Raw genomic sequence first — 21,819 nt, 5'->3', positions numbered from 1 at the left:
CCAGATTCCACCTCTTATTCTGGAAGATATATTAAACACAGACGAACGTCCTAAATTTGATGAAGACAATCAACATATTTTTATCATATTAAAATCACTGTTTTTTCATTCTGACCTCAATAAAGCCCAAATCGATCAGGTTTCCATCATTGTAGGAACAAATTACGTGATTACAATTCAGGAAACGGATTCTCCTTATTTTGCAGATATCGACAAACGACTGGAGTCAGGAACATCCAAAATCCGTTCTTACACACCCGACTACTTATGTTATGCATTACTTGATACTCTTGTAGACAGCTATATTCTGAATATAGAGAAATTAGGTACACACATCGAAGCCCAGGAAAAAGACCTGCTGACCTCCAATAAACAACTTATTGAAAACATCTACCATTACAAGACCGAACTTTCGTTTATCCGAAAAAACGTGAGGCCGGTCAAAGAAGTCATCACTCGTTTTATAACATCCGAATCCGATCTAATAAATAGCCACACATTCAACTATCTAAAAGATTTGGAAAATCTTATCACTCAGGCGCTCGAAGCCATCGAAATTTACTATGCAATGGTCAACGACCAACACAATATTTACAATACAAACACCAGTAATAGTGTAAACGACGTTATGAAAGTTCTGACGATATTTTCGGCTATATTCATTCCTTTGACCTTTATCGTCGGCGTATATGGGATGAACTTCAACTATATTCCGGAACTACAACATCATTCAGCCTACTTCATCCTATGGGGTGTCATGATTATAATTGCCATTTTTATGCTATTGTTTTTTAAGAAAAAAAAATGGTTATAAAAAGGGCAGGAAGCAGCAGGTGTGATTGTGTGTGTTATTAGGAAAGAATGCCACTCCCAAGCCCTTTTACGATCAATGACTATATCCTGAAAGTAGGTTATATTCCAACCTTTACTTTCTTTAACAGGAAACCGACGTTTTCTCCGTAATTGACAGAATAGCAATTCTCCTACCTGCGATTAACAAAAAACGTGGACCTGCTGTTTCATTTATAGTGGGGCTCCGCCAGGTGCCTAAACACAAATGAGTACAACACAGTCCACGCACAATGCGAAACTGTATTTATTCCTGTGTTTATTGAAATCTGGCGGATTTCACTATCAGAATAAATGCAAATATCTATTATATGGGACGTTTATAATTCCAAGTCATCCCTTGATTGCAAAGGTAAATTAAAAAGTGAAAAGGACGATCAAGAAGCCGGTATTTTTAAAAATAAAAAACAAATCACAAAAAAAGCTTGCCGGAACAGACTCTTTACTATTCCAAACAAGCCTTTTTATGATCCGGCTGAAAAAGTCAGCCGGTCATTTATCTTGAAAATTTTCTTCCGTGGAATACGGCATTTTTTCCTAACTGCTCTTCAATCCGAAGCAACTGATTGTATTTAGCCATACGATCCGAACGGCTCAGAGAACCCGTCTTGATCTGACCTGAATTCGTCGCGACAGCTATATCTGCAATCGTAGCATCTTCAGTTTCTCCCGAACGATGGGACGTTACAGTAGTATAACCAGCACGGTGAGCCATTTCAATAGCGTCCAGGGTCTCTGTCAATGTTCCGATTTGGTTGACTTTGATCAGGATGGAATTAGCACATCCCAATTCAATACCTTTCTGCAAATACTCGACATTCGTTACGAACAAATCATCTCCTACCAACTGGCAACGGTCTCCGATCTTTGCCGTCAACATCTCCCAACCGTCCCAGTCATTCTCAGACATGCCGTCCTCTATCGAATCAATCGGATATTTAGAAATCAATTCTTCCAGATAAAGTACCTGTTCGGCCGAAGTACGTTTTGCTCCTTGCGGCCCCTCAAATTTCGTATAATCATACAGGCCTTCTTTATAAAACTCCGAAGCAGCACAGTCCAACCCGATCATCACATCCTTTCCGGGTTTATAGCCGGCCTTCTCTATAGCCTTTACAATCGAATCCAAAGCATCTTCGGTTCCGGCGAGAGAAGGGGCGAATCCGCCTTCATCCCCGACCGCCGTACTCAAACCGCGGTCATGCAATACTTTCTTTAAAGTATGGAATATTTCTGCCCCCATCCGTAAAGCTTCTTTAAAACAACAAGCTCCTACCGGACGGATCATAAATTCCTGAAAAGCAATCGGAGCATCCGAATGCGAACCTCCATTGATAATATTCATCATCGGCACAGGCAAAACTTTGGCATTACAGCCTCCGATATACCGATACAAAGGAATCTCCAGGTAATTTGCTGCAGCTTTTGCACAAGCCAGAGATACCCCTAACATAGCATTAGCTCCCAAATTACACTTTGTCTTCGTACCGTCCAATTCGATCAAAAGCCGGTCTATTGCGACCTGATCCATTACATCCATCCCCAACAAGGCATCCGAAATAACGGTATTGATATTTTCAACGGCTTTTAAAACTCCTTTTCCCATATACCGGGACTTATCCCCATCCCTCAATTCCAAAGCTTCATTTTCACCGGTAGAAGCACCCGAAGGTACTGCAGCCCGTCCCATTACCCCGGATTCTAAAACAACGTCTACCTCAACGGTTGGGTTTCCCCGGGAATCCAATATTTCTCTCCCGATAATTTCAACAATATGTGTCATAATTTTCTGATTTTTTTTATTAAACGTAGAATTTCAGGGACAAGTTACGACAAAACAATCAAAAAACGAAAAGCAAAAGGGGACAAATTAAGCCGTATCTATAAATAGAATCAATTAATAGAAGATATCTATAATTATTCAGATAAAAATAAAAAAAACCGTCTTGCCGGTTGGCAAGACGGTTTCTACATTATCACGGGTAAGCTTATTCTGCTTTCGGAGCCTCTTCTACTGCAGGAGCAGCAGCTTCTTCAGCCTTCGGAGCTTCTTCAACCACCGGTTTCTCAGCAGTTTCAGCAGCTTTCTTGGCACCGGAAGAACGACGACGACGTGTAGCAGTCTTCTTCACTTCCTGTTTAACTTCAGTGTATGTGGCATTGAAATCCACTAATTCAATGATACAGGTCTCTGCATTATCACCGAGGCGATTACCGGTTCTCAGAACACGGGTATATCCGCCGGGACGATTTACAATTTTCGGAGCTACTTCTTTGAATAATTCAGTAACAGCTTCTTTCTGACCGAGGTAGCTGAAAACTACACGGCGAGAATGCATATTATCGTTCTTACTCTTGGTAATCAGGGGTTCTACATAGATTTTCAACGCTTTCGCCTTAGCAACAGTCGTAGAAATTCTTTTATGCAGAATCAGAGAAGCAGCCATGTTAGAAAGTAATGCTTTTCTATGAGCACTCGTTCTATTGAGATGATTAAATTTCTTACAATGTCTCATTTTCTTATTCCTTGTCTAATTTATACTTAGATACATCCATACCGAACTCAAGGTTATTGTTTTCGAGCAAGGCTTCCAACTCGGTCAGAGACTTCTTACCGAAATTACGGAATTTCAACAAATCATTCTTGTTGAATTTTACCAATTCACCCAAAGTTTCAACCTCGGCAGCTTTCAGGCAATTCAATGCACGTACGGAAAGATCCATATCCACAAGCTTGGTTTTCAGAAGTTGGCGCATATGCAAAACTTCTTCGTCAAACTCTTCGTTTCCATATTTATCTTCAGTTTCCAAGGTAATCTTTTCATCTGAGAACAACATGAAATGGTGAATCAGGATTTTCGCTGCTTCCTTCAAAGCATCGGTCGGATTAATAGAACCATCCGTTTCAATTTCCAGCAAAAGCCGTTCATAGTCGGTTTTACCTTCAACACGATAGTTCTCTATCTCATATTTCACATTTCTGATCGGGGTGTAAATTGCATCAATCGGAATAAATCCGGCTTCGGCATCTATCGGCATATTTTCTGTACTGGGCACATAACCGCGTCCTTTCTGGATTGTAATTTCCATTTGGAAATTAACGTTCGTATCCATGTTACAGATCACCAAGTCCGTATTTAAAACTTCGAAACCTGTCAGAAAACGGTTGATATCGCCTGCAGTAAAAGTTTCCTGCCCAGAAACAAGAACAGTCAGCTTCTCATCCTCCACATCCTCTACTTTTCTCTTAAACCGAACTTGCTTCAAATTCAGGATAATCTCGGTTACATCCTCGATCACTCCCGGGATGGTAGCAAACTCATGTTCAACGCCATGAATTTTAATACCGGTAATCGCAAACCCTTCCAACGAAGAGAGCAGAATTCTGCGTAGCGGATTACCTATTGTGATCCCATAACCAGGCTCCAGCGGACGAAATTCGAATTTTCCGAATTTGTCTGTAGACTCGAGCATGATTACTTTGTCCGGTTTCTGGAAAGCTAATATTGCCATAAATATTTTATTTATTACTTAGAATACAATTCTACGATTAACTGTTCTTTGATATTTTCCGGAATATCGCTTCTTTCCGGAACATTGAGTAATTTGCCGCTCATGGAAACGGCATCCCATTCCAACCATGAGAATTTGGTAACGCGGTTACTTCTCAAAGAGTCAGCAATCACTTCCAAAGCTTTGGATTTTTCCCGAACAGCTACAATATCACCCGGTTTAACAGAAGCAGAAGGAATATTACATACCTTTCCGTTCACTGTAATGTGACGGTGAGACACTAACTGACGGGCAGCAGCACGCGTCGGTGCAATACCTAACCGATATACCGTATTGTCCAGACGGCATTCGAGCAATTGAAGTAATACTTCACCGGTAATACCTCCACTACGTTCTGCTTTTTCAAATAAATTACGGAATTGTTTTTCCAATAAACCGTAAGTATATTTTGCTTTTTGTTTTTCTTTTAACTGAACACCGTATTCAGAAATTTTCTTCCGGCGGCGAGCTAAACCATGTTGCCCTGACGGATAGTTTCTCCGCTCCAGAGCCTTATCCGGGCCGTAAATCGGTTCTCCGAATTTTCTTGCTATTTTAGACTTAGGTCCTGTATATCTAGCCATTTCAATTTTAAATTTTAGATTTTAGATTTCAGATTGCAAACTACTTGCTATAAGTCGCAAGAATTAAAGATTTACAATTTAAAATTTAAAATACATTACACGTTATGTTTTACACTCTACGTTTTTTCGGAGGACGACATCCGTTATGCGGCAGTGGCGTAACGTCAACAATTTCCGATACTTCAATACCACTTGCGTGGATAGCACGAATAGCTGATTCCCGGCCATTACCCGGTCCTTTAACATATACTTTTGCCTTTCTCATTCCGAGATCGAATGCCACTTTTGCACAATCGGTAGCTGCCATTTGTGCGGCATACGGGGTGTTTTTCTTCGAACCTTTAAAACCCATTTTTCCAGCTGAAGACCAAGAAATCACCTGTCCTGTTTGGTTCGTGATGGAAATAATGATGTTATTAAAAGACGAATGAACGTGCGCTTGTCCAACGGCTTCTACTTTAACTAACCGTTTTCTGTTTGATGTAGACTTCTTTGCCATAATTCAATTCAATTATTTAGTCGCCTTTTTCTTGTTAGCAACAGTTTTCTTCTTACCCTTACGTGTACGGGCATTGTTCTTTGTACTCTGTCCTCTTACGGGCAGTCCGATACGATGACGGATTCCACGGTAGCAACCGATATCCATCAGTCGTTTGATGTTCATCTGAACGCTTGATCTCAACTCTCCTTCAACTTTGTACTCTGCATTAATCACTTTTCGTACAGCTGCGAGCTGATCGTCGTTCCAGTCTTTCACCTTAGTGTCAAAATCGATGCCGGCCTTACTCAGAATGGTCCGGGCACTACTTCTACCTATACCGAAAATATAGGTCAAGGCTATTTCACCTCTTTTGTTTGAGGGTAAATCTACACCTACGATTCTTGCCATAAATCTTTTAAAATTTTAGATTAATGAATCAACCCTGACGCATTTTAAACTTAGGGTTCTTTTTGTTAATGACGTACAAAACGCCTTTTCTTCTTACAATCTTGCAATCGTCATTACGTTTCTTAATGGACGCTCTTACCTTCATGGTTTTTCAATTTATTTTAGATTTCAGATTTAAAATCATCAGACACTTTCCCTGTCACAGGTGAAGGATCTACAATTTAAAATTTACAATTAAATCCTTAGTTTTTATATCTAAACGTGATCCTTCCTTTTGTCAGGTCGTACGGAGACATATCCACCCGAACCCGATCCCCGGGGAGTATCTTTATATAATGCATCCGCATTTTTCCGGATATATGAGCTGTAATAATATGCCCATTTTCTAGTTCAACACGAAACATTGCATTCGACAATGCTTCCGTTATTACTCCATCCTGCTCTATTGACGGCTGTTTTGCCATACTTTATTTTAATTTTAGATTTCAGATTTTAAATTGCTTTTCTCATCGGATGAGAAGAATTTACAATCTAAAATCTACAGTTTACAATCTGCTTAGTTCTTTCTCTACAAACTCAAACGAGGATAAGATATCTGCCCCGTGTTTTCCCACTGCTACTGTATGCTCGAAATGAGCAGACGGCATCCGGTCGCGGGTACGGACGGTCCAACCGTCGGAATCCTGAAAAACATAACGTTTTCCCAAATTAATCATCGGCTCTATAGCGATAACCATCCCCTCTGCCAACTTCACCCCCTGGCCTCTTCTTCCATAATTGGGCACCTGAGGTTCTTCGTGCATATCCCGTCCGACGCCATGCCCTACCAACTCCCGCACCACAGAGTAGCCGTTTTCTTCACAATAACTTTGAACGGCATAACCGATATCTCCGATACGCAGGCCGGCAATAGCCTTTTCAATTCCCTTATACAAAGCTTCCTTGGTAACCCGTAAAAGTTTGCGTACTTCTTCTTTCACTTCTCCTACTTCAAAGGTATAAGCACTATCTCCGTAGTATCCGTTCATCAAAGTTCCACAATCTATCGATACGACATCTCCCTCTTTTAAGAAACAATCTGCAGCCGGAATTCCATGAACGACCGCGTCGTTTACAGAAATACAAAGCGTATTCGGGAAACCACCGTATCCTAGAAAACCAGGGACAGCTCCATGATCCCGGATAAACTCCTCTGCAATACGGTCGAGTTCTAACGTTGAAATCCCCGGACGAATATGCTTAGCCATCTCGCCCAGAGTCTTTCCTACCAAAAGATTGCTTTCCCGAAGCAGCTCAATTTCTTCTGCGTTTTTCAAAAAAATCATGCCGCAAAATTACAAAAAAAATACCAACCCACAAATCCTCTGTTTAATTTGTAAATTTGAAAATTTGAAGACTTGAAAGAATAGTCCAAATCTTCAAATTTCCGAATCTTCAAATATTTTATCAGTAAGCAGCAGGACCTCCCGGTGTCTTACCTTTTATCCGTCCGGTCTTCATCAATCCGTCGTAATGACGCATCAACAAATGCGATTCGATCTGTTGCAAAGTATCCAATACGACACCTACCAGAATCAACAGGGAAGTACCGCCATAGAATTGAGCGAATTGATTATTAATTCCTGCGATTACAGCAAATGCGGGCAAAATAGCCACAATGCCCAGGAAGATAGATCCCGGTAATGTAATCCGGGACATAATCGTATCCAGGAATTCCATCGTTTTACGACCCGGTTTTACTCCCGGAATGAAACCACCGTTTTTCTTCATATCCTCGGACATTTGCATCGGATTAACAGTGATAGCCGTATAGAAATAGGTAAATGCAACAATCAAAACAAAGAACGTAAAATTATACCAGAATCCGGTAAAGTTAGAAAATGCAGCAGCAAACCCAGACATAGAATCAGCGGCAGCATAGTTCACAAAGGAAATCGGCAACAACATAATCGCCTGGGCGAAAATGATGGGCATTACACCGGCAGCATTGATCTTCAACGGAATATACTGACGTACACCTCCGTATTGCTTGTTTCCGACAACACGTTTTGCATACTGTACAGGTACTTTACGTGTACCTTGTACCAACATGATCGTACCGCAGAATACCAGGAACAAAACGACCAACTCCACCAATAAAGCGACCATACCACCCCCCTGCTGTGTTACTCTGGAAGAACCTTCAGCAACAAATGCAAAAGGCAAGCGGGCAATAATACCGATCATAATGATGATAGAAACACCGTTTCCAATACCTTTATCTGTAATCTTTTCACCCAGCCACAAAACAAACATTGAGCCGGCAGCCAGGATAAGAACAGAAGAAATTGTAAAGAAAGCCCCTTTCATCACAAATGCCCATTCCGGAATTTGTGCATGTAAGTTGGTAAGATACGCTGAACCTTGTAATACAAGAATAATCAAAGTCAGATAACGAGTAATTTGATTGATTTTACGCCGTCCACTCTCCCCTTCACGCTGCATTCGTTGAAAATAAGGTACTGCAATACCCAACAACTGAACAACAATAGAAGCAGAGATATAAGGCATAATACCCAATGCAAATACAGAAGCATTCGAAAACGCTCCTCCGGAAAACATATCCAACAAGCCGAGCACCCCGGTTGATGTCTGTGCTTTTAAGGCAGCAAGTCCGGCCGGATCGATACCCGGCAATACAACTTCTGTACCCAATCTATATACAGCGATCAGTCCCAAAGTCATGAGAATCCGGGTTCTCAGTTCTTCAATTTTCCAAATGTTCTTTAATGTATCAAATAACTTCATAAGTTCTTTCTTATTAATAGTTCATAAAGTTTATAAAGTTTGTAAAGTTTATAAAGTTAAAATCCACAACCTTATGAACTTTATGAACCTTATGAACTTTATAAACTCCGTTTTGTATTACAAAACGACTGCTGATCCGCCTGCTGCTTCAATGGCTTCTTTCGCTTTCTGAGAAAAAGCATCTGCTTTTACTTCCAGTTTAGCTTTCAGCACCCCGTCACCCAGGACCTTCAACAAATCATTTTTGGATATCAATCCAGCCTTAACCAGCAGATCCTTATCGATAGCAGTCAGATTATCTCTTTCTGCCAATTCCTGAAGCATGCTGACATTAATGGCTTTGAATTCAATCCTATTTATATTTTTAAAACCGAATTTCGGTACTCTTCTCTGCAAAGGCATCTGACCACCTTCAAAACCGATCTTGGTTTTGTAACCAGATCTTGATTTGGCACCTTTATGCCCTCTTGTAGAAGTACCTCCTTTTCCGGAACCTTGTCCGCGACCGATTCTCTTTTCGTGATGAGTGGATCCGCAGGCCGGTTTTAAGTTACTTAAATCCATTTTATCTTCGTTAAAATAGTTTGACAATTACTTTACTTCCTCCACTTTCACCAGGTGGGCCACTTTAGCGACCATTCCCAATATCTGCGGAGTAGCTTCATGCACAGCACTGCTGCTGATTTTATTCAATCCAAGTGCGGTTAAAGTGCCAACTTGACGTTTATCGCTACCGATTTTACTTTTTACCAATGTAACCTTAATCTTTGCCATAACTCTCATCAAATTAACCATTAAACACTTTATCCATGCTGACATTTCTCTGCCGGGCAACAGCACGCGCATCTCTCATTTCTTTCAATGCAGCAATTGTTGCTTTCACCAGGTTGTGCGGGTTCGATGAACCTTTACTTTTTGCCAGCACATCCCGAACACCGACACTTTCCAGAACGGCACGCATAGCACCTCCGGCCACAAGACCGGTACCGGAAGAAGCCGGTTTCATAAATACTTCGGCTCCGCCAAAACGAGCCACTTGCTCATGAGGAATCGTACCTTTTAAAACAGGCACTTTTATCAGATTTTTCTTAGCAGCTTCAACGCCTTTTGCAATAGCGGTAGTTACTTCATTGGCCTTTCCCAAGCCCCAGCCGACAATACCGTTTTCGTTTCCGACAACAACAATCGCAGCAAAGCTGAAGGTTCTACCTCCCTTAGTAACTTTAGTCACACGGTTAATAGCTACCAATCTGTCTTTCAATTCCAGGTCTGTATTATTTATTTTCTGTTCCATTCCTGCTTACTTTTAAAAATTAAGACCTCCGTTACGGGCAGCATCAGCCAAAGCTTTCACTCTTCCGTGGTATAAATAACCGTTTCTATCGAAAACGACATTTACAATTCCGGCAGTTTTTGCTTTTTCAGCAACAGCAGCACCAACATTGGCAGCTTGTTCCATTTTCGTTCCTTTTTTCTCGGCAATATCCTTACTCAATGAAGACACAGCTAAAATAGTTTTACCTGCGATATCGTCGATCAGCTGAACAGAAATCTGCGCATTTGAACGAAAAACGCTCATACGCGGTCTTTCAGCTGTTCCGGAGACAATCTTACGAATTCTCCTTTTTATTCTTAATCTTCTTTCTTCCTTAGTTAAAGCCATAACTTTTACTTACTTTAGGTGATTAAACTTTAGCTGATTTACCTGCTTTCCGGCGTACTTGTTCACCTACGAAGCGGATACCTTTACCCTTGTAAGGTTCCGGCTTACGGAATGAGCGGATTTTTGCAGCTACCTGACCGATTAATTGTTTATTACAACTTTCCAGTGTAATAATCGGGTTAGCACGTTTCTCTGTTACTGCAGATACTTTTACTTCTTCCGGCAACTGTAAGAAAATGGAGTGAGAATATCCCAGTCCCAATTCCAATACATTACCTTCAGCGTTTGCTCTGTAACCGACACCGACTAATTCCTGTTTAATCGTATAACCTTCAGAAACACCTACTACCATATTGTGAATCAAAGCACGATACAATCCATGCATTGATTTATGTTCCTTATCTTCAGTATGACGTGCTACATGCACATTGTTATCCTCTACTGTTACAGTAAGGTCTGTACTTACCTTCTGAGAAAGTTCTCCTTTCGGGCCCTTTACTGTGACGGTGTTATCCGGGCTTACGGCTACCGTAACCCCTTGTGGTATATGAATGGGTAATTTTCCTATTCGTGACATCTCTTCTTCTCTTTTAAATTAATACACATAACACAATACTTCACCGCCGACATTTTTCTGGCGAGCTTCTTTGTCAGTCATCAATCCCATAGAAGTAGACAAGATGGCTATACCCAAACCGTTCAATACACGAGGCATTTCCTCAACGTTGGTGTAGCGTCTTAAACCCGGTTTAGATACACGTACCAAAGACTTGATCGCTGATACTTTTGTTTCCGGGTTATATTTAAGAGCAATCTTGATATTGCTTTTAGCTCCGTCTTCTTCGAACTTGTAATTTAAAATATATCCTTTTTCTTTCAGGATTTTGGTCATTTCCCGTTTCATCTTAGAACCGGGAACATCTACTACTTTATGACCGGCACTTATCGCATTTCTCAAACGCGTAAGATAATCTGCTATTGGATCTGTCATCTTCGTTTCAATTTTTAATATTACCAACTAGCTTTTTTCACTCCCGGTATCAAACCTGCAGAAGCCATTTCACGGAACTGGATTCTACTGATACCAAATTGTCTCATGTAACCTTTCGGTCTGCCGGTCAACTTGCATCTGTTGTGCAAACGGATAGGATTGGAATTCTTCGGGAGAAGACTCAATCCGGCATAATCACCTTCCGCTTTTAATTTTGCTCGTTTTGCTGCGTACTTTTCTACCAATTTTGCACGCTTCACTTCACGAGCCTTCATTGATTCTTTTGCCATTTTCTCTGGTTTTAGTTCTTTTTAAATGGTAATCCAAATTCTCTCAGAAGAGCAAAACCTTCTTCGTCGGTATTAGCCGAAGTCACAAATGTTATATTCATACCCATGATTTTGTGTACGTTGTCGAGCACAATTTCAGGGAATATGATCTGCTCATCGAGACCTAATGTATAGTTGCCTCTTCCGTCCAGTTTACTGTTGATTCCTTTGAAGTCGCGGATACGCGGCAGAGCTGAAGTAATCAGTCTTTCCAGGAATTCATACATACGTTCTTGACGCAATGTAACCCGAACGCCGATCGGCATGCCTTTACGCAATTTAAAATTAGATACGTCTTTCACTGATTTACAGGTAACCGGTTTCTGTCCGGTAATCGCTGCAATTTCGTTCACCGAAAATTCAAGGATTTTCTTATCCTGGATCGAGGAACCTACGCCCTGATTGATTACTATCTTCTCCAACCGGGGTGCCTGCATAACTGACTTGTATCCGAACTCTTTCATCAAAGTCGGTACAATTTCTTCGTTATACTTTGTTTTTAAACTTGGTACGTATTTCATCTATTTAATCATTGTTTTGCTGTAATCGCACAGCGTTTGCACTTTGCGGCGGCAAAGCTACAAATTTAATTTTTAAGTTGCAAGCTACAGGTTAACAAGTTACAAGTTTCCATCTGCAAACCTGCAACCTGCACCTGTTCATGCCAACATTATTCTTATTTCAAGATTTCTCCTGATTTTTTAGCAAATCTAACCATGTTGCCTTTTTCGTCTTTCTTCCGTCCGATCTTGGTCGGTTTGCCGGTAGAAGGATCTACTACGTTCAGATTTGAAATATGAATCGGAGCTTCTTTCTTAATGATACCTCCCTGCGGATTTTTCGCATTCGGTTTCGTGTGTTTGCTTACCATATTGATGCCTTCGACAATTGCCCGTTCCTCTTCCGGCAGTACTTCGAGTACTTTACCCTGTTTCCCTTTGTCAACACCGGCATTTACGTAAACTAAATCACCTTTCTTTATATGAAACTTTCTGTTCATTACCTATAAAATTTTAGATTTTAGATTTTAGATTTCAGATTGATGAGCATAGAGCAATGTAATCATAAATCATAAATCTAAAACCGTAAATAATTAAAGAACTTCCGGGGCTAACGAAACAATTTTCGTATAACCTTCACGAACTTCACGGGCAACCGGTCCGAAAATACGGGTACCTCTCATTTCTCCGGCATTATTCAACAATACGCAAGCATTGTCATCAAAGCGGATATAAGAGCCGTCCGGACGACGATATTCCTTGGATGTACGCACAACGACTGCCTTACTAACCGTTCCTTTTTTCAAATCACCGCCAGGCAGTGCGCTTTTTACAGACACAACGATCTTATCGCCTACGCGTGCGTATCTTTTCCGGGTTCCTCCCAGAACGCGGATACAAAGCACCTCTTTAGCACCGCTGTTATCTGCTACTGTTAATCTACTTTCCTGTTGTATCATGATTACTTCGCTCTTTCAATGATTTCAACTAATCTCCATCTCTTCATTTTACTCAAGGGACGGGTTTCCATAATTCTCACTTTATCTCCGACGTTACATTCATTCTTTTCGTCGTGAGCGGTGAACTTCTTGGTCTTGCTTACGAATTTTCCGTAAATCGGGTGTTTTTCTTTAAAATGAACGGCAACCGTGATGGATTTTTCCATCTTATTGCTCACCACGAGACCGATACGTTCTTTTCTAAGATTTCTTTCTTCCATTACTTTACTTCTTTACCGTTAATTCTCTCTTACGTAATTCCGTCATCATGCGAGCAATATCCTTTCTCTTGGCACGAATCTGCATTGTGTTTTCGAGCGGGGTAATCGTATGATTCATGGTCATCTTATTGAGGGCAGCTTTTTCTGCAGCTACTTTTTCTTTAAGATCCTCTGTGGTCATTTCTATAACTTCTGAATTTTTCATCTTTCTGTCAAATTAATTTGGTTTAACAATCAACAGTCGGACGACTATTCGGCATAGTCACGTCTAACCACAAACTTCGTCGTAATAGGTAATTTCTGAGCAGCAAGACGCAAAGCTTCTTTTGCAATTGCATACGGCACACCGTCTGCTTCGAAAAGAATACGTCCCGGAGTAACCGGAGCTACGAAACCTTCGGGAGAACCTTTACCTTTACCCATACGCACTTCAGCAGGCTTTTTGGTAATAGGTTTATCCGGAAATATACGTATCCATATCTGACCCTGACGTTGCATATAACGGGTAACGGCAACACGGGCTGCTTCAATCTGGCGTCCTTCGATCCATTTTTCTTCCAACGCCTTAATTCCAAAAGATCCGAATGCCAGTTGATGCCCTCTCTGAGCATTACCCTTCATTCTTCCTTTCTGACTTCTTCTGTATTTAGTCCTTTTTGGCTGTAACATAACTCACTACTTTTTTCTTTTTTTGAAATTCTTCTTGCCGGCGTTAGCATTGGCAGCGCTACGTGATTCATGTGAACCGAGTACTGAATTCGGTACCAATTCACGTTTTCCGTAAACTTCACCTTTGCAAATCCACACCTTAATACCCAGCAGACCGTAAGTCGTCAGGGCTTCTGCCTGTGCATAGTCAATATCTGCGCGGAAAGTGTGCAACGGAATCCGACCTTCCTTGAAGATTTCTGCACGTGCCATTTCAGCACCGTTCAAACGACCTGATATCAACACTTTGATACCTTCAGCCCCCATTCTCATGGTAGACTGAACAGCCATTTTGATCGCCCGGCGATATGCAACACGTCCTTCCAGCTGACGAGCTATGTTATTACCTACGATAACAGCATCCAATTCCGGACGTTTGATTTCGAAGATATTGATCTGAACTTCTTTATCGGTGATTTTCTTAAGCTCTTCCTTCAATTTATCCACTTCCTGACCACCTTTTCCGATGATAATTCCCGGACGGGCAGTATTGATGGTGATGGTAATCAGCTTAAGGGTCCTCTCGATAACAATTTTCGCGATTCCGGCTTTGGCCAAACGGGCGTTCAGGTATTTTCTGATCTTATAATCTTCTACCAGTTTATCGCCATAGTTTTTGCCGCCGAACCAGTTAGAATCCCATCCACGGATGATTCCTAATCTATTGCTTATTGGATTAACTTTTTGTCCCATGCTAATTATTCTTTTACATTTTCAACTGCAGTCTTGCTACCTAAGACGATAGTCACGTGATTTGATCTTTTGCGGATCCGGTGAGCCCGTCCCTGGGGAGCCGGTCTCAGACGCTTCAAAATACCGGCACCGTCAACGAAAATTTCCTTAACGAATAAAGAAGCATCTTCGATACGTTTACCGTCATTTTTAGCACTCCAGTTAGCAATAGCCGAAAGCAAAAGTTTTTCCACTTTACGGGCAGCTTCACGAGGACAAAATTTCAGTATATCCAAAGCTCTCTGTACGTCTTTTCCACGTACCAGGTCTGCCACCAATCTCATTTTCTGAGGTGACGAAGGACAACCGCGCAGGCTGGCAAAAGCCTTCTCCTTTTTGGCTTCCTTTATCTGATTTGCTCTTAATCTTTTTCTTGCACCCATTTTAATACATCTTCATTGGTTCAACTTTAATCACGCTTATTTCTTGTTAGCGTGACCTCTAAAGGTACGTGTCGGTGCAAATTCTCCCAGCTTATGTCCCACCATATTCTCGGTGATGTATACCGGGATAAATTTATTACCGTTATGTACTGCTACAGTATGGCCTACAAAATCCGGAGAGATCATAGAGTAGCGAGCCCAGGTTTTAACAACCGATTTTTTATTGGACTCATTCATCGCCAACACTTTTTTCTCCAGCTTCACATCTATAAAAGGGCCTTTTTTTAACGAACGACTCATAACATTAAACTATTAATCGGTTATTACTTCCTTCTTTCAACAATATACTTACTTGAAGCTTTCTTCGGAGCTCTTGTTTTATAGCCCTTAGCCAACAAGCCCTTGCGTGATCTCGGGTGACCTCCTGAAGCACGGCCTTCACCACCACCCATCGGGTGATCAACCGGGTTCATTACAACACCACGAACTCTCGGGCGACGGCCTAACCAACGAGAACGACCGGCTTTACCGGAACGTTCCAGTGCATGGTCGGTATTAGATACCGTTCCTACTGTAGCTTTACAAGTTACCAATACCATCCGGATTTCTCCTGAAGGTAATTTGATGGAAGCATATTTGCCATCTCTGGCCACCAATTGAGCATAAGAACCAGCACTACGGGCCATTACAGCTCCTTGTCCCGGTCTCAGTTCAATGTTATGTATGATTGTACCTAATGGAATCTCAGATAAGAAAAGAGCATTTCCAATTTCCGGAGCTACGCCTTGTCCGCTCATTACAGTCTGACCTGCCGTCAGTCCGATAGGAGCGATAATATAACGTTTCTCTCCGTCTGCATACACTAACAAAGCAATACGAGCTGTTCTATTCGGATCGTATTCAATAGAGGCTACTTTAGCCGGAATACTGTCTTTGTTCCGTTTAAAATCAATTACTCTGTATTTTTGCTTATGACCTCCACCTATATATCTCATTGTCATTTTACCGGCATTGTTACGGCCACCGGTTCTTTTGATAGGTCTCAACAATGATTTCTCAGGTCTATCTGTAGTCACCTGTTCAAAAGTATTTACTACTTTATGTCTTTGACCAGGAGTTACAGGATTTAATTTTCTTACAGCCATGTTATTTAAATATTGCTAAAAAAATCAATACTATCACCTTCTGCTAAAGTTACAATTGCTTTCTTGAACGAAGCGGTACGTCCGGTAATTACACCGGCCTTGGTATAACGGGATTTTACCGTTCCCTGGTAACGCTGCGTATTTACAGCCAATACCTTCACTCCGTACATTTCTTCAACTGCTTTCTTTATCTCTATCTTATTCGCATCTTTTGCTACAACAAAGGCCACCTTGTGTTCTTTGTCGGTCAACGCTGACATCTTTTCAGTCAGGACGGGCTTTAAAATAATTTCCATCTCTTCTTTAATTAGTTAAGATTGAACATTTCATTCAGGCCCTTCACAGAACTTTCAACAAGTACAAGATTTCTAGCCTTCATAATGTTGTAAGTTGCCAAATCATTGACTCTCATAATTTCAACATTCTGTAAGTTGCGAGCCGATAACACTATATTTTCGTTTACGTCACTCAAAACTACCAACAAATTGCCCTGATTAACTTTCAAATTATTAATCAATTCTACAAACTGTTTTGTTTTCGGTGCTTCAAAGCTGAAATCTTCAACTACCGTAACCGCATTTGCACTTGCTTTCACAGCCAGAGCCGATTTACGAGCCAGTCTTTTCAGTTTTTTATTCAATTTAAAACTGTAATCTCTGGGAACGGGACCAAATACACGGCCACCGCCTCTGAACAACGGGTTCTTGATACCACCGGCACGTGCACCTCCGGTACCTTTTTGCTTTTTCAGCTTTACAGTACTACCTGACACTTCGTTTCTCTGCTTTGACTTGTGCGTTCCCTGCCGGTTGTTGGCAAGATACTGCTTTACGTCAAGGTAGATTGCGTGTTCGTTAGGCTGAATTCCAAAGATAGCGTCATTTAACTCTATCTTTCTGCCTGTTTCTTTTCCGGCAATGTTTAATACACTTAACTCCATTACTTCTCAATAATTAAGTATGAACCTTTAGTTCCGGGAACAGATCCCTTCACCAACAACAAATTATTTTCAGGAATTACTTTCAAAACCTGCAAGTTAGCAACAGTAATCCTGTCTCCTCCCATTCTTCCGGCCATTCTCATACCTTTAAATACACGAGAAGGGGTAGAACAAGCTCCAATAGAACCCGGAGCTCTCTGGCGGTCATCCTGACCGTGAGTAGCTTCACCGACTCCACCGAATCCGTGACGTTTCACAACGCCCTGAAATCCTTTACCCTTGCTGGTTCCGACTACATCCACAAATGCAGTTCCTTCAAACAAGGTAACATCGATTACATCACCTAACTTGTGCTCGGTCTCAAATCCTGAAAACTCTACGAGTTTCCGTTTCGGAGTTGTGCCTGCCTTTTTAAAGTGTCCACTTAGCGGCTTCGTTGTGTGTTTTTCTTTCTTGTCATCAAAACCCAACTGAAGTGCTGCGTAACCATCGGTCTCATTCGTTTTAACCTGGGTTACAACACATGGACCGCACTCAATCACAGTGCATGGGATACTTTTCCCCTCGGCACTGAATACGGAAGTCATTCCGACTTTTTTTCCAATTAAACCTGGCATTTTCTTTTACTTTTTTTAATAGGTTTACATTCTTAATAACGACATAAGGTTGTTCGCCGTTATCACACCTTAATCTCTACTTCAACACCACTCGGTAGCTCAAGCTTCATCAGAGCGTCGATAGTTCCAGCCGTTGAGCTGTAGATATCAATCAATCTTTTGAAGGTGCATACCAAAAATTGTTCACGACTCTTCTTATTTACGAAAGTAGAGCGGTTCACAGTAAAAATTCCTTTGTGGGTCGGAAGCGGAATCGGACCGCTCACTACTGCACCGGTAGCTTTTACCGTTTTAACAATCTTCTCTGCCGACTTGTCTACTAAGTTGTGATCGTAAGATTTCAACTTAATTCTGATTTTTTGGCTCATGTTTTTTGATTATTGTAGATTGTAAATTGTAAATTTTAAATTGATTTCCCAACTTAAAATTTACAATCTAAAATTTTTAAATTAAATCTGCTCTTCCGTTTGCTTTTTCAACAACGTCCTTGGCAATATTCTTCGGAACCTCGGCATAGTGAGAGAATTCCATTGAAGAACTTGCACGTCCGGAAGATAATGTACGCAATACAGTTACATAACCGAACTGCTCAGACAAAGGTACCTTGGCCGTGATTACACGAGCTCCCGTACGAGAGTCCATGCTTTCAACCTGTCCGCGACGACGGTTCAAGTCAGCGATAATATCTCCCATGAAATCTTCCGGAGTAACAACTTCCAGTTTCATAATCGGCTCAAGCAACACCGGTTTAGCTTTCTGTGCAGCTTCCTTATAACCGATTTTGGCAGCCATTTCGAAAGACAAAGCATCTGAGTCAACCGGGTGGAAAGAACCGTCAAGCAAAGTTATTTTCAAAGATTCCAATCCGTAACCGGCCAAAACACCGTTCTCCATGGCTTCTTTGAAACCTTTCTCAACAGAAGGAATAAATTCCTTCGGGATATTACCACCTTTCACTTCGTTTACAAAAGTCAGGCCTTCCTTACCTTCTTCTGCAGGTTCCATACGGAAAATAATATCAGCGAATTTACCGCGGCCACCGGTCTGTTTCTTAAATACATGACGATGTTCCACAGTTGCAGTAATAGCTTCTTTGTAAGAAACCTGAGGAGCGCCCTGATTACATTCTACCTTGAATTCACGACGCAGACGGTCGAGGATAATATCCAGGTGAAGTTCACCCATACCACTGATAACAGTCTGGCCGGAATCTTCATCTGTTTTCACACGGAAAGTCGGGTCTTCTTCCGCCAACTTAGCCAAAGCCATACCTAACTTATCAGTATCTTTCTGAGTCAGCGGTTCAACGGCAATACCGATTACCGGTTCCGGGAAAGTCATACTTTCCAGTACGATCGGTTTGTCTTCAGAACATAATGTATCTCCGGTACGGATATCTTTGAAACCTACGCAAGCGCAGATATCTCCGGCTTCCAGAACATCTTTCGGCTGCTGCTTGTTAGAATGCATCTGGAACAAACGGGAAATACGTTCTTTTTTATCGGTACGCGGGTTGTAAACATACGAACCGGCTTCGATTTTACCGGAATAAATACGGGTGTAGCACAAACGTCCTACAAACGGGTCGGTAGCGATCTTAAATGCCAAAGCCGACAGCGGTGCTTCCGGATCAACCGGGAAAAGAATTTCTTCTCCGCTTCTCGGGTCAGTACCTTTGCTGTTCGGAATATCCAATGGATTCGGCAAATAAGCAATAACAGCATCCAACAAATTCTGTACACCTTTATTCTTAAAGGAAGAGCCGCACATCACCGGACAGAAATCCATAGCAATCACAGCCTTACGGATAACAGCTTTCAATTCTTCAGCCGTAATGGAATCCGGATCTTCAAAGAAACGCTCCATCAAAGCTTCATCCTGAACAGCAGCAGCTTCCACTAATTTTTCCCTCCATTCCTGAGCTTCAGCCATCAAATCAGCCGGAATTTCCTTTACAGTTCCTTCCATCGCCCCGTTTTCCCATACATAAGCTTTCATTTCTACCAGGTCAATAACACCCTGATAGTTTTCTTCAGCTCCGATCGGTAATACAAGAGGTACAGGATTAGCACCTAATTTTTCCTTGATTTCACGAACTGCTTTGAAAAAGTCTGCACCAGAACGGTCCATTTTATTCACAAAAGCAATTCTCGGCACACCGTATTTATTTGCCTGACGCCATACGGTTTCAGACTGGGCTTCAACACCACCTACAGCACAAAACAGTGCAACAGCACCGTCCAATACACGCAAAGAACGCTCTACTTCAACCGTGAAGTCAACGTGTCCCGGGGTGTCAATAATATTAATTTTATACTCCTGATCCTGATACTTCCAGAAACAGGTGGTAGCAGCAGAAGTAATGGTAATACCTCTTTCCTGCTCCTGTACCATCCAGTCCATCGTAGCAGTACCATCATGGGTTTCACCGATCTTATGGTTTACTCCGGTAAAATACAGGATACGTTCAGTCGTCGTAGTTTTACCGGCATCGATGTGAGCCATGATACCGATATTTCGCGTATAGTGTAAATCTCTCTTTGCCATTTATCTATCTCTCCTAGTTAAAATCTGAAATGTGCAAAAGCACGGTTGGCTTCAGCCATACGGTGCGTATCTTCTTTCTTTTTGAAGGCAGCACCTTCTTCTTTGTATGCAGCCATAATTTCAGCCGCTAATTTTTCAGCCATGCTATGTCCGCTTCTCTTACGGGAAAACAGAATCATATTTTTTACAGAAATCGCTCTTTTCCGATTCGGATTGATCTCCATCGGTACCTGGAAAGTAGCACCACCTACACGGCGACTCTTTACTTCCACCTGGGGAGTAATATTCTCCAATGCTTGTTTCCAAATGTCCAAAGCGTTTTTCTCTTCTTTTTTAGCCAATTTTTCATCAACGATGTCTAATGCATCATAAAAAATTTTGAACGCGATAGTTTTCTTTCCGTCAACCATCAGGTCATTCACAAATCTAGTCACCAGTACATCATTGAACTTCGGATCCGGTAACAGGATTCTCTTTTTCGGTTTAGTCTTTCTCATCTCTCTTAGTTTACGAATTGGTTCGATCAGCTGTCCTTTTTTGTCTTCAACGGTTTCACAACCATTTACTCAACTTTCGGGGAACGCTTCATAAACAATTCCTGTTAATCACTTTTTACTTTTTGCCTTTTGCTGCAGCCTGGCCCGGCTTCGGTCTTTTAGTACCGTACTTAGAACGACTTTGTTTCCGTTCTGCAACCCCGGCAGCATCCAATGTTCCGCGAACAAGGTGATAACGTACACCCGGAAGGTCTTTCACACGACCACCACGAATCATTACGATTGAGTGTTCCTGCAAATTGTGACCCTCTCCCGGAATGTAAGCATTCACTTCTTTTCCGTTGGTCAATCTTACACGAGCTACCTTTCTCATTGCTGAGTTCGGTTTTTTCGGAGTCGTTGTGTAAACACGTACACAAACCCCACGTCTTTGCGGACATGCATCCAAAGCCGGAGCCTTGCTCTTGTCCACAATTTTCGTTCTTCCTTTTCTTACTAACTGTTGAATAGTAGGCATTACAATAGTTTTAATTAGTATACTTTTATTCAAATTGGAGTGCAAATGTACGCACCTTTTTCCTAACTACCAAACCTTTATATCTTTTTTTCCAAAAAAAGCATAGATTTTCAAGCGATTATGAAATATACGGCTTCATCGCCCGGCTACGACAATATTTACCCCGTCCAAGCAAAAAGCCAGAATCGGAATCCTTCGTATAAATTGTAAATTTCAGATTGTAAATTTTAAATTATCCGGCAATCCGATTCGTTATCGGATGCTTTTCACCTAAAATTGTAAAAACACAACCCGGAATTCATATACATATTTAAAAGCCAACAATTACCCGGTACCTTGAGACCGAATCGTAAATCTAAAATCATAAATC

At 41.4% G+C, this 21,819-nt stretch carries 35 protein-coding genes; 1 reads left to right on the top strand and 34 read right to left on the bottom strand.

From position 1 onward, the window contains the following. Positions 1-814 (top strand): magnesium/cobalt transporter CorA (gene corA, locus DD657_RS08520; protein ID WP_287049572.1); only part of this gene is annotated, 814 nt, incomplete at its 5' end. Positions 815-1,345: 531 nt separating this feature from the next. Here corA and eno read toward each other — a convergent pair. The 34 genes from eno to rpsL form a co-directional block, all read right to left on the bottom strand. Further along, on the bottom strand, positions 1,346-2,632 hold the full coding sequence (gene eno, locus DD657_RS08515) for a phosphopyruvate hydratase (protein ID WP_021987975.1): 1,287 nt from the start codon (positions 2,630-2,632) through the stop codon (positions 1,346-1,348). 205 nt (positions 2,633-2,837) lie between these two features. Then, a complete protein-coding gene (gene rplQ, locus DD657_RS08510) occupies positions 2,838-3,365 on the bottom strand; it encodes a 50S ribosomal protein L17 (protein WP_021987974.1) in 528 nt (175 codons plus the stop codon). 4 nt (positions 3,366-3,369) lie between these two features. Beyond that, complete coding sequence (locus tag DD657_RS08505; protein WP_021987973.1) at positions 3,370-4,362, bottom strand: DNA-directed RNA polymerase subunit alpha; 993 nt, start codon at positions 4,360-4,362, stop codon at positions 3,370-3,372. Positions 4,363-4,376: 14 nt separating this feature from the next. Further along, entirely contained in the window at positions 4,377-4,985 is a 609-nt protein-coding gene (gene rpsD / locus DD657_RS08500) for a 30S ribosomal protein S4 (RefSeq protein WP_021987972.1), read from the bottom strand. A 109-nt stretch (positions 4,986-5,094) separates the two neighbouring features. Further along, on the bottom strand, positions 5,095-5,484 hold the full coding sequence (gene rpsK, locus DD657_RS08495; protein WP_021987971.1) for a 30S ribosomal protein S11: 390 nt from the start codon (positions 5,482-5,484) through the stop codon (positions 5,095-5,097). A gap of 12 nt (positions 5,485-5,496) precedes the next feature. Continuing rightward, positions 5,497-5,874: a 30S ribosomal protein S13 gene (rpsM, locus tag DD657_RS08490; RefSeq protein ID WP_068691575.1), complete on the bottom strand. Its 378-nt coding sequence runs from the start codon at positions 5,872-5,874 to the stop codon at positions 5,497-5,499. A 28-nt stretch (positions 5,875-5,902) separates the two neighbouring features. After that, the gene (gene rpmJ / locus DD657_RS08485; RefSeq protein WP_013612500.1) at positions 5,903-6,019 is read right to left on the bottom strand and encodes a 50S ribosomal protein L36; all 117 of its coding nucleotides are present in this window, start codon (positions 6,017-6,019) and stop codon (positions 5,903-5,905) included. A gap of 97 nt (positions 6,020-6,116) precedes the next feature. After that, complete coding sequence (infA, locus tag DD657_RS08480) at positions 6,117-6,338, bottom strand: translation initiation factor IF-1 (protein WP_009137817.1); 222 nt, start codon at positions 6,336-6,338, stop codon at positions 6,117-6,119. Positions 6,339-6,419: 81 nt separating this feature from the next. Continuing rightward, positions 6,420-7,199, bottom strand: coding sequence for a type I methionyl aminopeptidase (map, locus tag DD657_RS08475; protein ID WP_287049569.1), 780 nt, complete (start codon positions 7,197-7,199; stop codon positions 6,420-6,422). 121 nt (positions 7,200-7,320) lie between these two features. Further along, the gene (secY, locus tag DD657_RS08470; protein WP_021987968.1) at positions 7,321-8,661 is read right to left on the bottom strand and encodes a preprotein translocase subunit SecY; all 1,341 of its coding nucleotides are present in this window, start codon (positions 8,659-8,661) and stop codon (positions 7,321-7,323) included. Positions 8,662-8,778: 117 nt separating this feature from the next. Continuing rightward, positions 8,779-9,225, bottom strand: coding sequence for a 50S ribosomal protein L15 (rplO, locus tag DD657_RS08465; protein WP_021987967.1), 447 nt, complete (start codon positions 9,223-9,225; stop codon positions 8,779-8,781). Positions 9,226-9,252: 27 nt separating this feature from the next. Further along, positions 9,253-9,435: a 50S ribosomal protein L30 gene (gene rpmD, locus DD657_RS08460; protein WP_068692375.1), complete on the bottom strand. Its 183-nt coding sequence runs from the start codon at positions 9,433-9,435 to the stop codon at positions 9,253-9,255. 13 nt (positions 9,436-9,448) lie between these two features. Beyond that, the gene (gene rpsE / locus DD657_RS08455; protein WP_021987965.1) at positions 9,449-9,955 is read right to left on the bottom strand and encodes a 30S ribosomal protein S5; all 507 of its coding nucleotides are present in this window, start codon (positions 9,953-9,955) and stop codon (positions 9,449-9,451) included. Positions 9,956-9,967: 12 nt separating this feature from the next. Then, positions 9,968-10,324, bottom strand: coding sequence for a 50S ribosomal protein L18 (gene rplR / locus DD657_RS08450; RefSeq protein ID WP_021987964.1), 357 nt, complete (start codon positions 10,322-10,324; stop codon positions 9,968-9,970). A gap of 22 nt (positions 10,325-10,346) precedes the next feature. After that, complete coding sequence (gene rplF / locus DD657_RS08445) at positions 10,347-10,901, bottom strand: 50S ribosomal protein L6 (protein ID WP_021987963.1); 555 nt, start codon at positions 10,899-10,901, stop codon at positions 10,347-10,349. 18 nt (positions 10,902-10,919) lie between these two features. Further along, a complete protein-coding gene (gene rpsH / locus DD657_RS08440) occupies positions 10,920-11,315 on the bottom strand; it encodes a 30S ribosomal protein S8 (protein ID WP_021987962.1) in 396 nt (131 codons plus the stop codon). A 20-nt stretch (positions 11,316-11,335) separates the two neighbouring features. After that, the gene (rpsN, locus tag DD657_RS08435) at positions 11,336-11,605 is read right to left on the bottom strand and encodes a 30S ribosomal protein S14 (RefSeq protein ID WP_021987961.1); all 270 of its coding nucleotides are present in this window, start codon (positions 11,603-11,605) and stop codon (positions 11,336-11,338) included. Positions 11,606-11,616: 11 nt separating this feature from the next. Next, on the bottom strand, positions 11,617-12,165 hold the full coding sequence (gene rplE / locus DD657_RS08430) for a 50S ribosomal protein L5 (protein ID WP_021987960.1): 549 nt from the start codon (positions 12,163-12,165) through the stop codon (positions 11,617-11,619). Positions 12,166-12,320: 155 nt separating this feature from the next. Beyond that, positions 12,321-12,644 carry a 50S ribosomal protein L24 gene (gene rplX / locus DD657_RS08425; RefSeq protein WP_021987959.1) on the bottom strand — a complete coding sequence of 108 codons (324 nt, stop codon included), beginning with the start codon at positions 12,642-12,644 and terminating at the stop codon, positions 12,321-12,323. Positions 12,645-12,737: 93 nt separating this feature from the next. Further along, a complete protein-coding gene (gene rplN / locus DD657_RS08420; RefSeq protein ID WP_021987958.1) occupies positions 12,738-13,103 on the bottom strand; it encodes a 50S ribosomal protein L14 in 366 nt (121 codons plus the stop codon). 2 nt (positions 13,104-13,105) lie between these two features. Then, entirely contained in the window at positions 13,106-13,363 is a 258-nt protein-coding gene (gene rpsQ / locus DD657_RS08415; RefSeq protein WP_021987957.1) for a 30S ribosomal protein S17, read from the bottom strand. Positions 13,364-13,367: 4 nt separating this feature from the next. Beyond that, entirely contained in the window at positions 13,368-13,568 is a 201-nt protein-coding gene (gene rpmC, locus DD657_RS08410; RefSeq protein ID WP_021987956.1) for a 50S ribosomal protein L29, read from the bottom strand. 44 nt (positions 13,569-13,612) lie between these two features. Further along, positions 13,613-14,032, bottom strand: a complete 420-nt coding sequence (rplP, locus tag DD657_RS08405) for a 50S ribosomal protein L16 (RefSeq protein WP_021987955.1) — start codon at positions 14,030-14,032, stop codon at positions 13,613-13,615. 6 nt (positions 14,033-14,038) lie between these two features. Next, entirely contained in the window at positions 14,039-14,764 is a 726-nt protein-coding gene (gene rpsC / locus DD657_RS08400) for a 30S ribosomal protein S3 (RefSeq protein ID WP_068691573.1), read from the bottom strand. A gap of 5 nt (positions 14,765-14,769) precedes the next feature. After that, on the bottom strand, positions 14,770-15,186 hold the full coding sequence (rplV, locus tag DD657_RS08395; RefSeq protein ID WP_021987953.1) for a 50S ribosomal protein L22: 417 nt from the start codon (positions 15,184-15,186) through the stop codon (positions 14,770-14,772). Positions 15,187-15,222: 36 nt separating this feature from the next. Continuing rightward, entirely contained in the window at positions 15,223-15,486 is a 264-nt protein-coding gene (gene rpsS / locus DD657_RS08390; protein WP_021987952.1) for a 30S ribosomal protein S19, read from the bottom strand. Between the two features lie 23 nt (positions 15,487-15,509). Beyond that, positions 15,510-16,331, bottom strand: a complete 822-nt coding sequence (rplB, locus tag DD657_RS08385; protein WP_021987951.1) for a 50S ribosomal protein L2 — start codon at positions 16,329-16,331, stop codon at positions 15,510-15,512. Positions 16,332-16,336: 5 nt separating this feature from the next. Then, complete coding sequence (gene rplW, locus DD657_RS08380; protein ID WP_021987950.1) at positions 16,337-16,627, bottom strand: 50S ribosomal protein L23; 291 nt, start codon at positions 16,625-16,627, stop codon at positions 16,337-16,339. Positions 16,628-16,638: 11 nt separating this feature from the next. Beyond that, a complete protein-coding gene (gene rplD, locus DD657_RS08375; RefSeq protein WP_021987949.1) occupies positions 16,639-17,271 on the bottom strand; it encodes a 50S ribosomal protein L4 in 633 nt (210 codons plus the stop codon). Then, the gene (rplC, locus tag DD657_RS08370; protein ID WP_021987948.1) at positions 17,271-17,888 is read right to left on the bottom strand and encodes a 50S ribosomal protein L3; all 618 of its coding nucleotides are present in this window, start codon (positions 17,886-17,888) and stop codon (positions 17,271-17,273) included. Before rplC ends, rplD begins: the two co-directional genes overlap by 1 nt. A gap of 62 nt (positions 17,889-17,950) precedes the next feature. Further along, positions 17,951-18,256: a 30S ribosomal protein S10 gene (gene rpsJ / locus DD657_RS08365; protein ID WP_009137840.1), complete on the bottom strand. Its 306-nt coding sequence runs from the start codon at positions 18,254-18,256 to the stop codon at positions 17,951-17,953. Between the two features lie 76 nt (positions 18,257-18,332). Further along, positions 18,333-20,435 (bottom strand): elongation factor G, encoded by a 2,103-nt coding sequence (fusA, locus tag DD657_RS08360; protein ID WP_068691571.1) that lies wholly within the window; start codon positions 20,433-20,435, stop codon positions 18,333-18,335. Positions 20,436-20,452: 17 nt separating this feature from the next. Then, positions 20,453-20,932, bottom strand: coding sequence for a 30S ribosomal protein S7 (gene rpsG / locus DD657_RS08355; protein WP_021987947.1), 480 nt, complete (start codon positions 20,930-20,932; stop codon positions 20,453-20,455). Positions 20,933-21,047: 115 nt separating this feature from the next. Further along, positions 21,048-21,449, bottom strand: a complete 402-nt coding sequence (gene rpsL / locus DD657_RS08350; protein WP_021987946.1) for a 30S ribosomal protein S12 — start codon at positions 21,447-21,449, stop codon at positions 21,048-21,050. Positions 21,450-21,819: the final 370 nt, after the last annotated feature.

The sequence above is a fragment of the Culturomica sp. genome, from assembly GCF_003524185.1.
Classification (GTDB): domain Bacteria; phylum Bacteroidota; class Bacteroidia; order Bacteroidales; family Marinifilaceae; genus Culturomica; species Culturomica massiliensis.
The sequence above is the reverse complement of the archived record's forward strand: the minus strand, read 5'-3'. Positions and strand labels throughout refer to the sequence as shown.

Coding starts and splice junctions, on each gene's coding strand:
- rplQ (WP_021987974.1), bottom strand. CDS start 3,365: ATGAGACATTGTAAGAAATTTAATCATCTCAATAGAACGAGTGCTCAT.
- infA (WP_009137817.1), bottom strand. CDS start 6,338: ATGGCAAAACAGCCGTCAATAGAGCAGGATGGAGTAATAACGGAAGCA.
- rpmC (WP_021987956.1), bottom strand. CDS start 13,568: ATGAAAAATTCAGAAGTTATAGAAATGACCACAGAGGATCTTAAAGAA.
- rplC (WP_021987948.1), bottom strand. CDS start 17,888: ATGCCAGGTTTAATTGGAAAAAAAGTCGGAATGACTTCCGTATTCAGT.
- secY (WP_021987968.1), bottom strand. CDS start 8,661: ATGAAGTTATTTGATACATTAAAGAACATTTGGAAAATTGAAGAACTG.
- DD657_RS08505 (WP_021987973.1), bottom strand. CDS start 4,362: ATGGCAATATTAGCTTTCCAGAAACCGGACAAAGTAATCATGCTCGAG.
- rplX (WP_021987959.1), bottom strand. CDS start 12,644: ATGAACAGAAAGTTTCATATAAAGAAAGGTGATTTAGTTTACGTAAAT.
- rplN (WP_021987958.1), bottom strand. CDS start 13,103: ATGATACAACAGGAAAGTAGATTAACAGTAGCAGATAACAGCGGTGCT.
- rpmD (WP_068692375.1), bottom strand. CDS start 9,435: ATGGCAAAGATTAAGGTTACATTGGTAAAAAGTAAAATCGGTAGCGAT.
- rpsJ (WP_009137840.1), bottom strand. CDS start 18,256: ATGAGCCAAAAAATCAGAATTAAGTTGAAATCTTACGATCACAACTTA.
- rplE (WP_021987960.1), bottom strand. CDS start 12,165: ATGAAATACGTACCAAGTTTAAAAACAAAGTATAACGAAGAAATTGTA.
- rplP (WP_021987955.1), bottom strand. CDS start 14,032: ATGTTACAGCCAAAAAGGACTAAATACAGAAGAAGTCAGAAAGGAAGA.
- fusA (WP_068691571.1), bottom strand. CDS start 20,435: ATGGCAAAGAGAGATTTACACTATACGCGAAATATCGGTATCATGGCT.
- rpsL (WP_021987946.1), bottom strand. CDS start 21,449: ATGCCTACTATTCAACAGTTAGTAAGAAAAGGAAGAACGAAAATTGTG.
- rplD (WP_021987949.1), bottom strand. CDS start 17,271: ATGGAGTTAAGTGTATTAAACATTGCCGGAAAAGAAACAGGCAGAAAG.
- rplV (WP_021987953.1), bottom strand. CDS start 15,186: ATGGGTGCAAGAAAAAGATTAAGAGCAAATCAGATAAAGGAAGCCAAA.
- rplO (WP_021987967.1), bottom strand. CDS start 9,225: ATGGATTTAAGTAACTTAAAACCGGCCTGCGGATCCACTCATCACGAA.
- rpsM (WP_068691575.1), bottom strand. CDS start 5,874: ATGGCAAGAATCGTAGGTGTAGATTTACCCTCAAACAAAAGAGGTGAA.
- rpsG (WP_021987947.1), bottom strand. CDS start 20,932: ATGAGAAAGACTAAACCGAAAAAGAGAATCCTGTTACCGGATCCGAAG.
- rplB (WP_021987951.1), bottom strand. CDS start 16,331: ATGGCTGTAAGAAAATTAAATCCTGTAACTCCTGGTCAAAGACATAAA.
- eno (WP_021987975.1), bottom strand. CDS start 2,632: ATGACACATATTGTTGAAATTATCGGGAGAGAAATATTGGATTCCCGG.
- rpsH (WP_021987962.1), bottom strand. CDS start 11,315: ATGACAGATCCAATAGCAGATTATCTTACGCGTTTGAGAAATGCGATA.
- rpsC (WP_068691573.1), bottom strand. CDS start 14,764: ATGGGACAAAAAGTTAATCCAATAAGCAATAGATTAGGAATCATCCGT.
- rplW (WP_021987950.1), bottom strand. CDS start 16,627: ATGGAAATTATTTTAAAGCCCGTCCTGACTGAAAAGATGTCAGCGTTG.
- rpsN (WP_021987961.1), bottom strand. CDS start 11,605: ATGGCAAAAGAATCAATGAAGGCTCGTGAAGTGAAGCGTGCAAAATTG.
- rplR (WP_021987964.1), bottom strand. CDS start 10,324: ATGGCTTTAACTAAGGAAGAAAGAAGATTAAGAATAAAAAGGAGAATT.
- rplF (WP_021987963.1), bottom strand. CDS start 10,901: ATGTCACGAATAGGAAAATTACCCATTCATATACCACAAGGGGTTACG.
- rpsQ (WP_021987957.1), bottom strand. CDS start 13,363: ATGGAAGAAAGAAATCTTAGAAAAGAACGTATCGGTCTCGTGGTGAGC.
- rpsD (WP_021987972.1), bottom strand. CDS start 4,985: ATGGCTAGATATACAGGACCTAAGTCTAAAATAGCAAGAAAATTCGGA.
- rpsE (WP_021987965.1), bottom strand. CDS start 9,955: ATGGAACAGAAAATAAATAATACAGACCTGGAATTGAAAGACAGATTG.
- rpmJ (WP_013612500.1), bottom strand. CDS start 6,019: ATGAAGGTAAGAGCGTCCATTAAGAAACGTAATGACGATTGCAAGATT.
- rpsS (WP_021987952.1), bottom strand. CDS start 15,486: ATGAGTCGTTCGTTAAAAAAAGGCCCTTTTATAGATGTGAAGCTGGAG.
- map (WP_287049569.1), bottom strand. CDS start 7,199: ATGATTTTTTTGAAAAACGCAGAAGAAATTGAGCTGCTTCGGGAAAGC.
- rpsK (WP_021987971.1), bottom strand. CDS start 5,484: ATGGCAAAGAAGTCTACATCAAACAGAAAACGGTTAGTTAAAGTAGAA.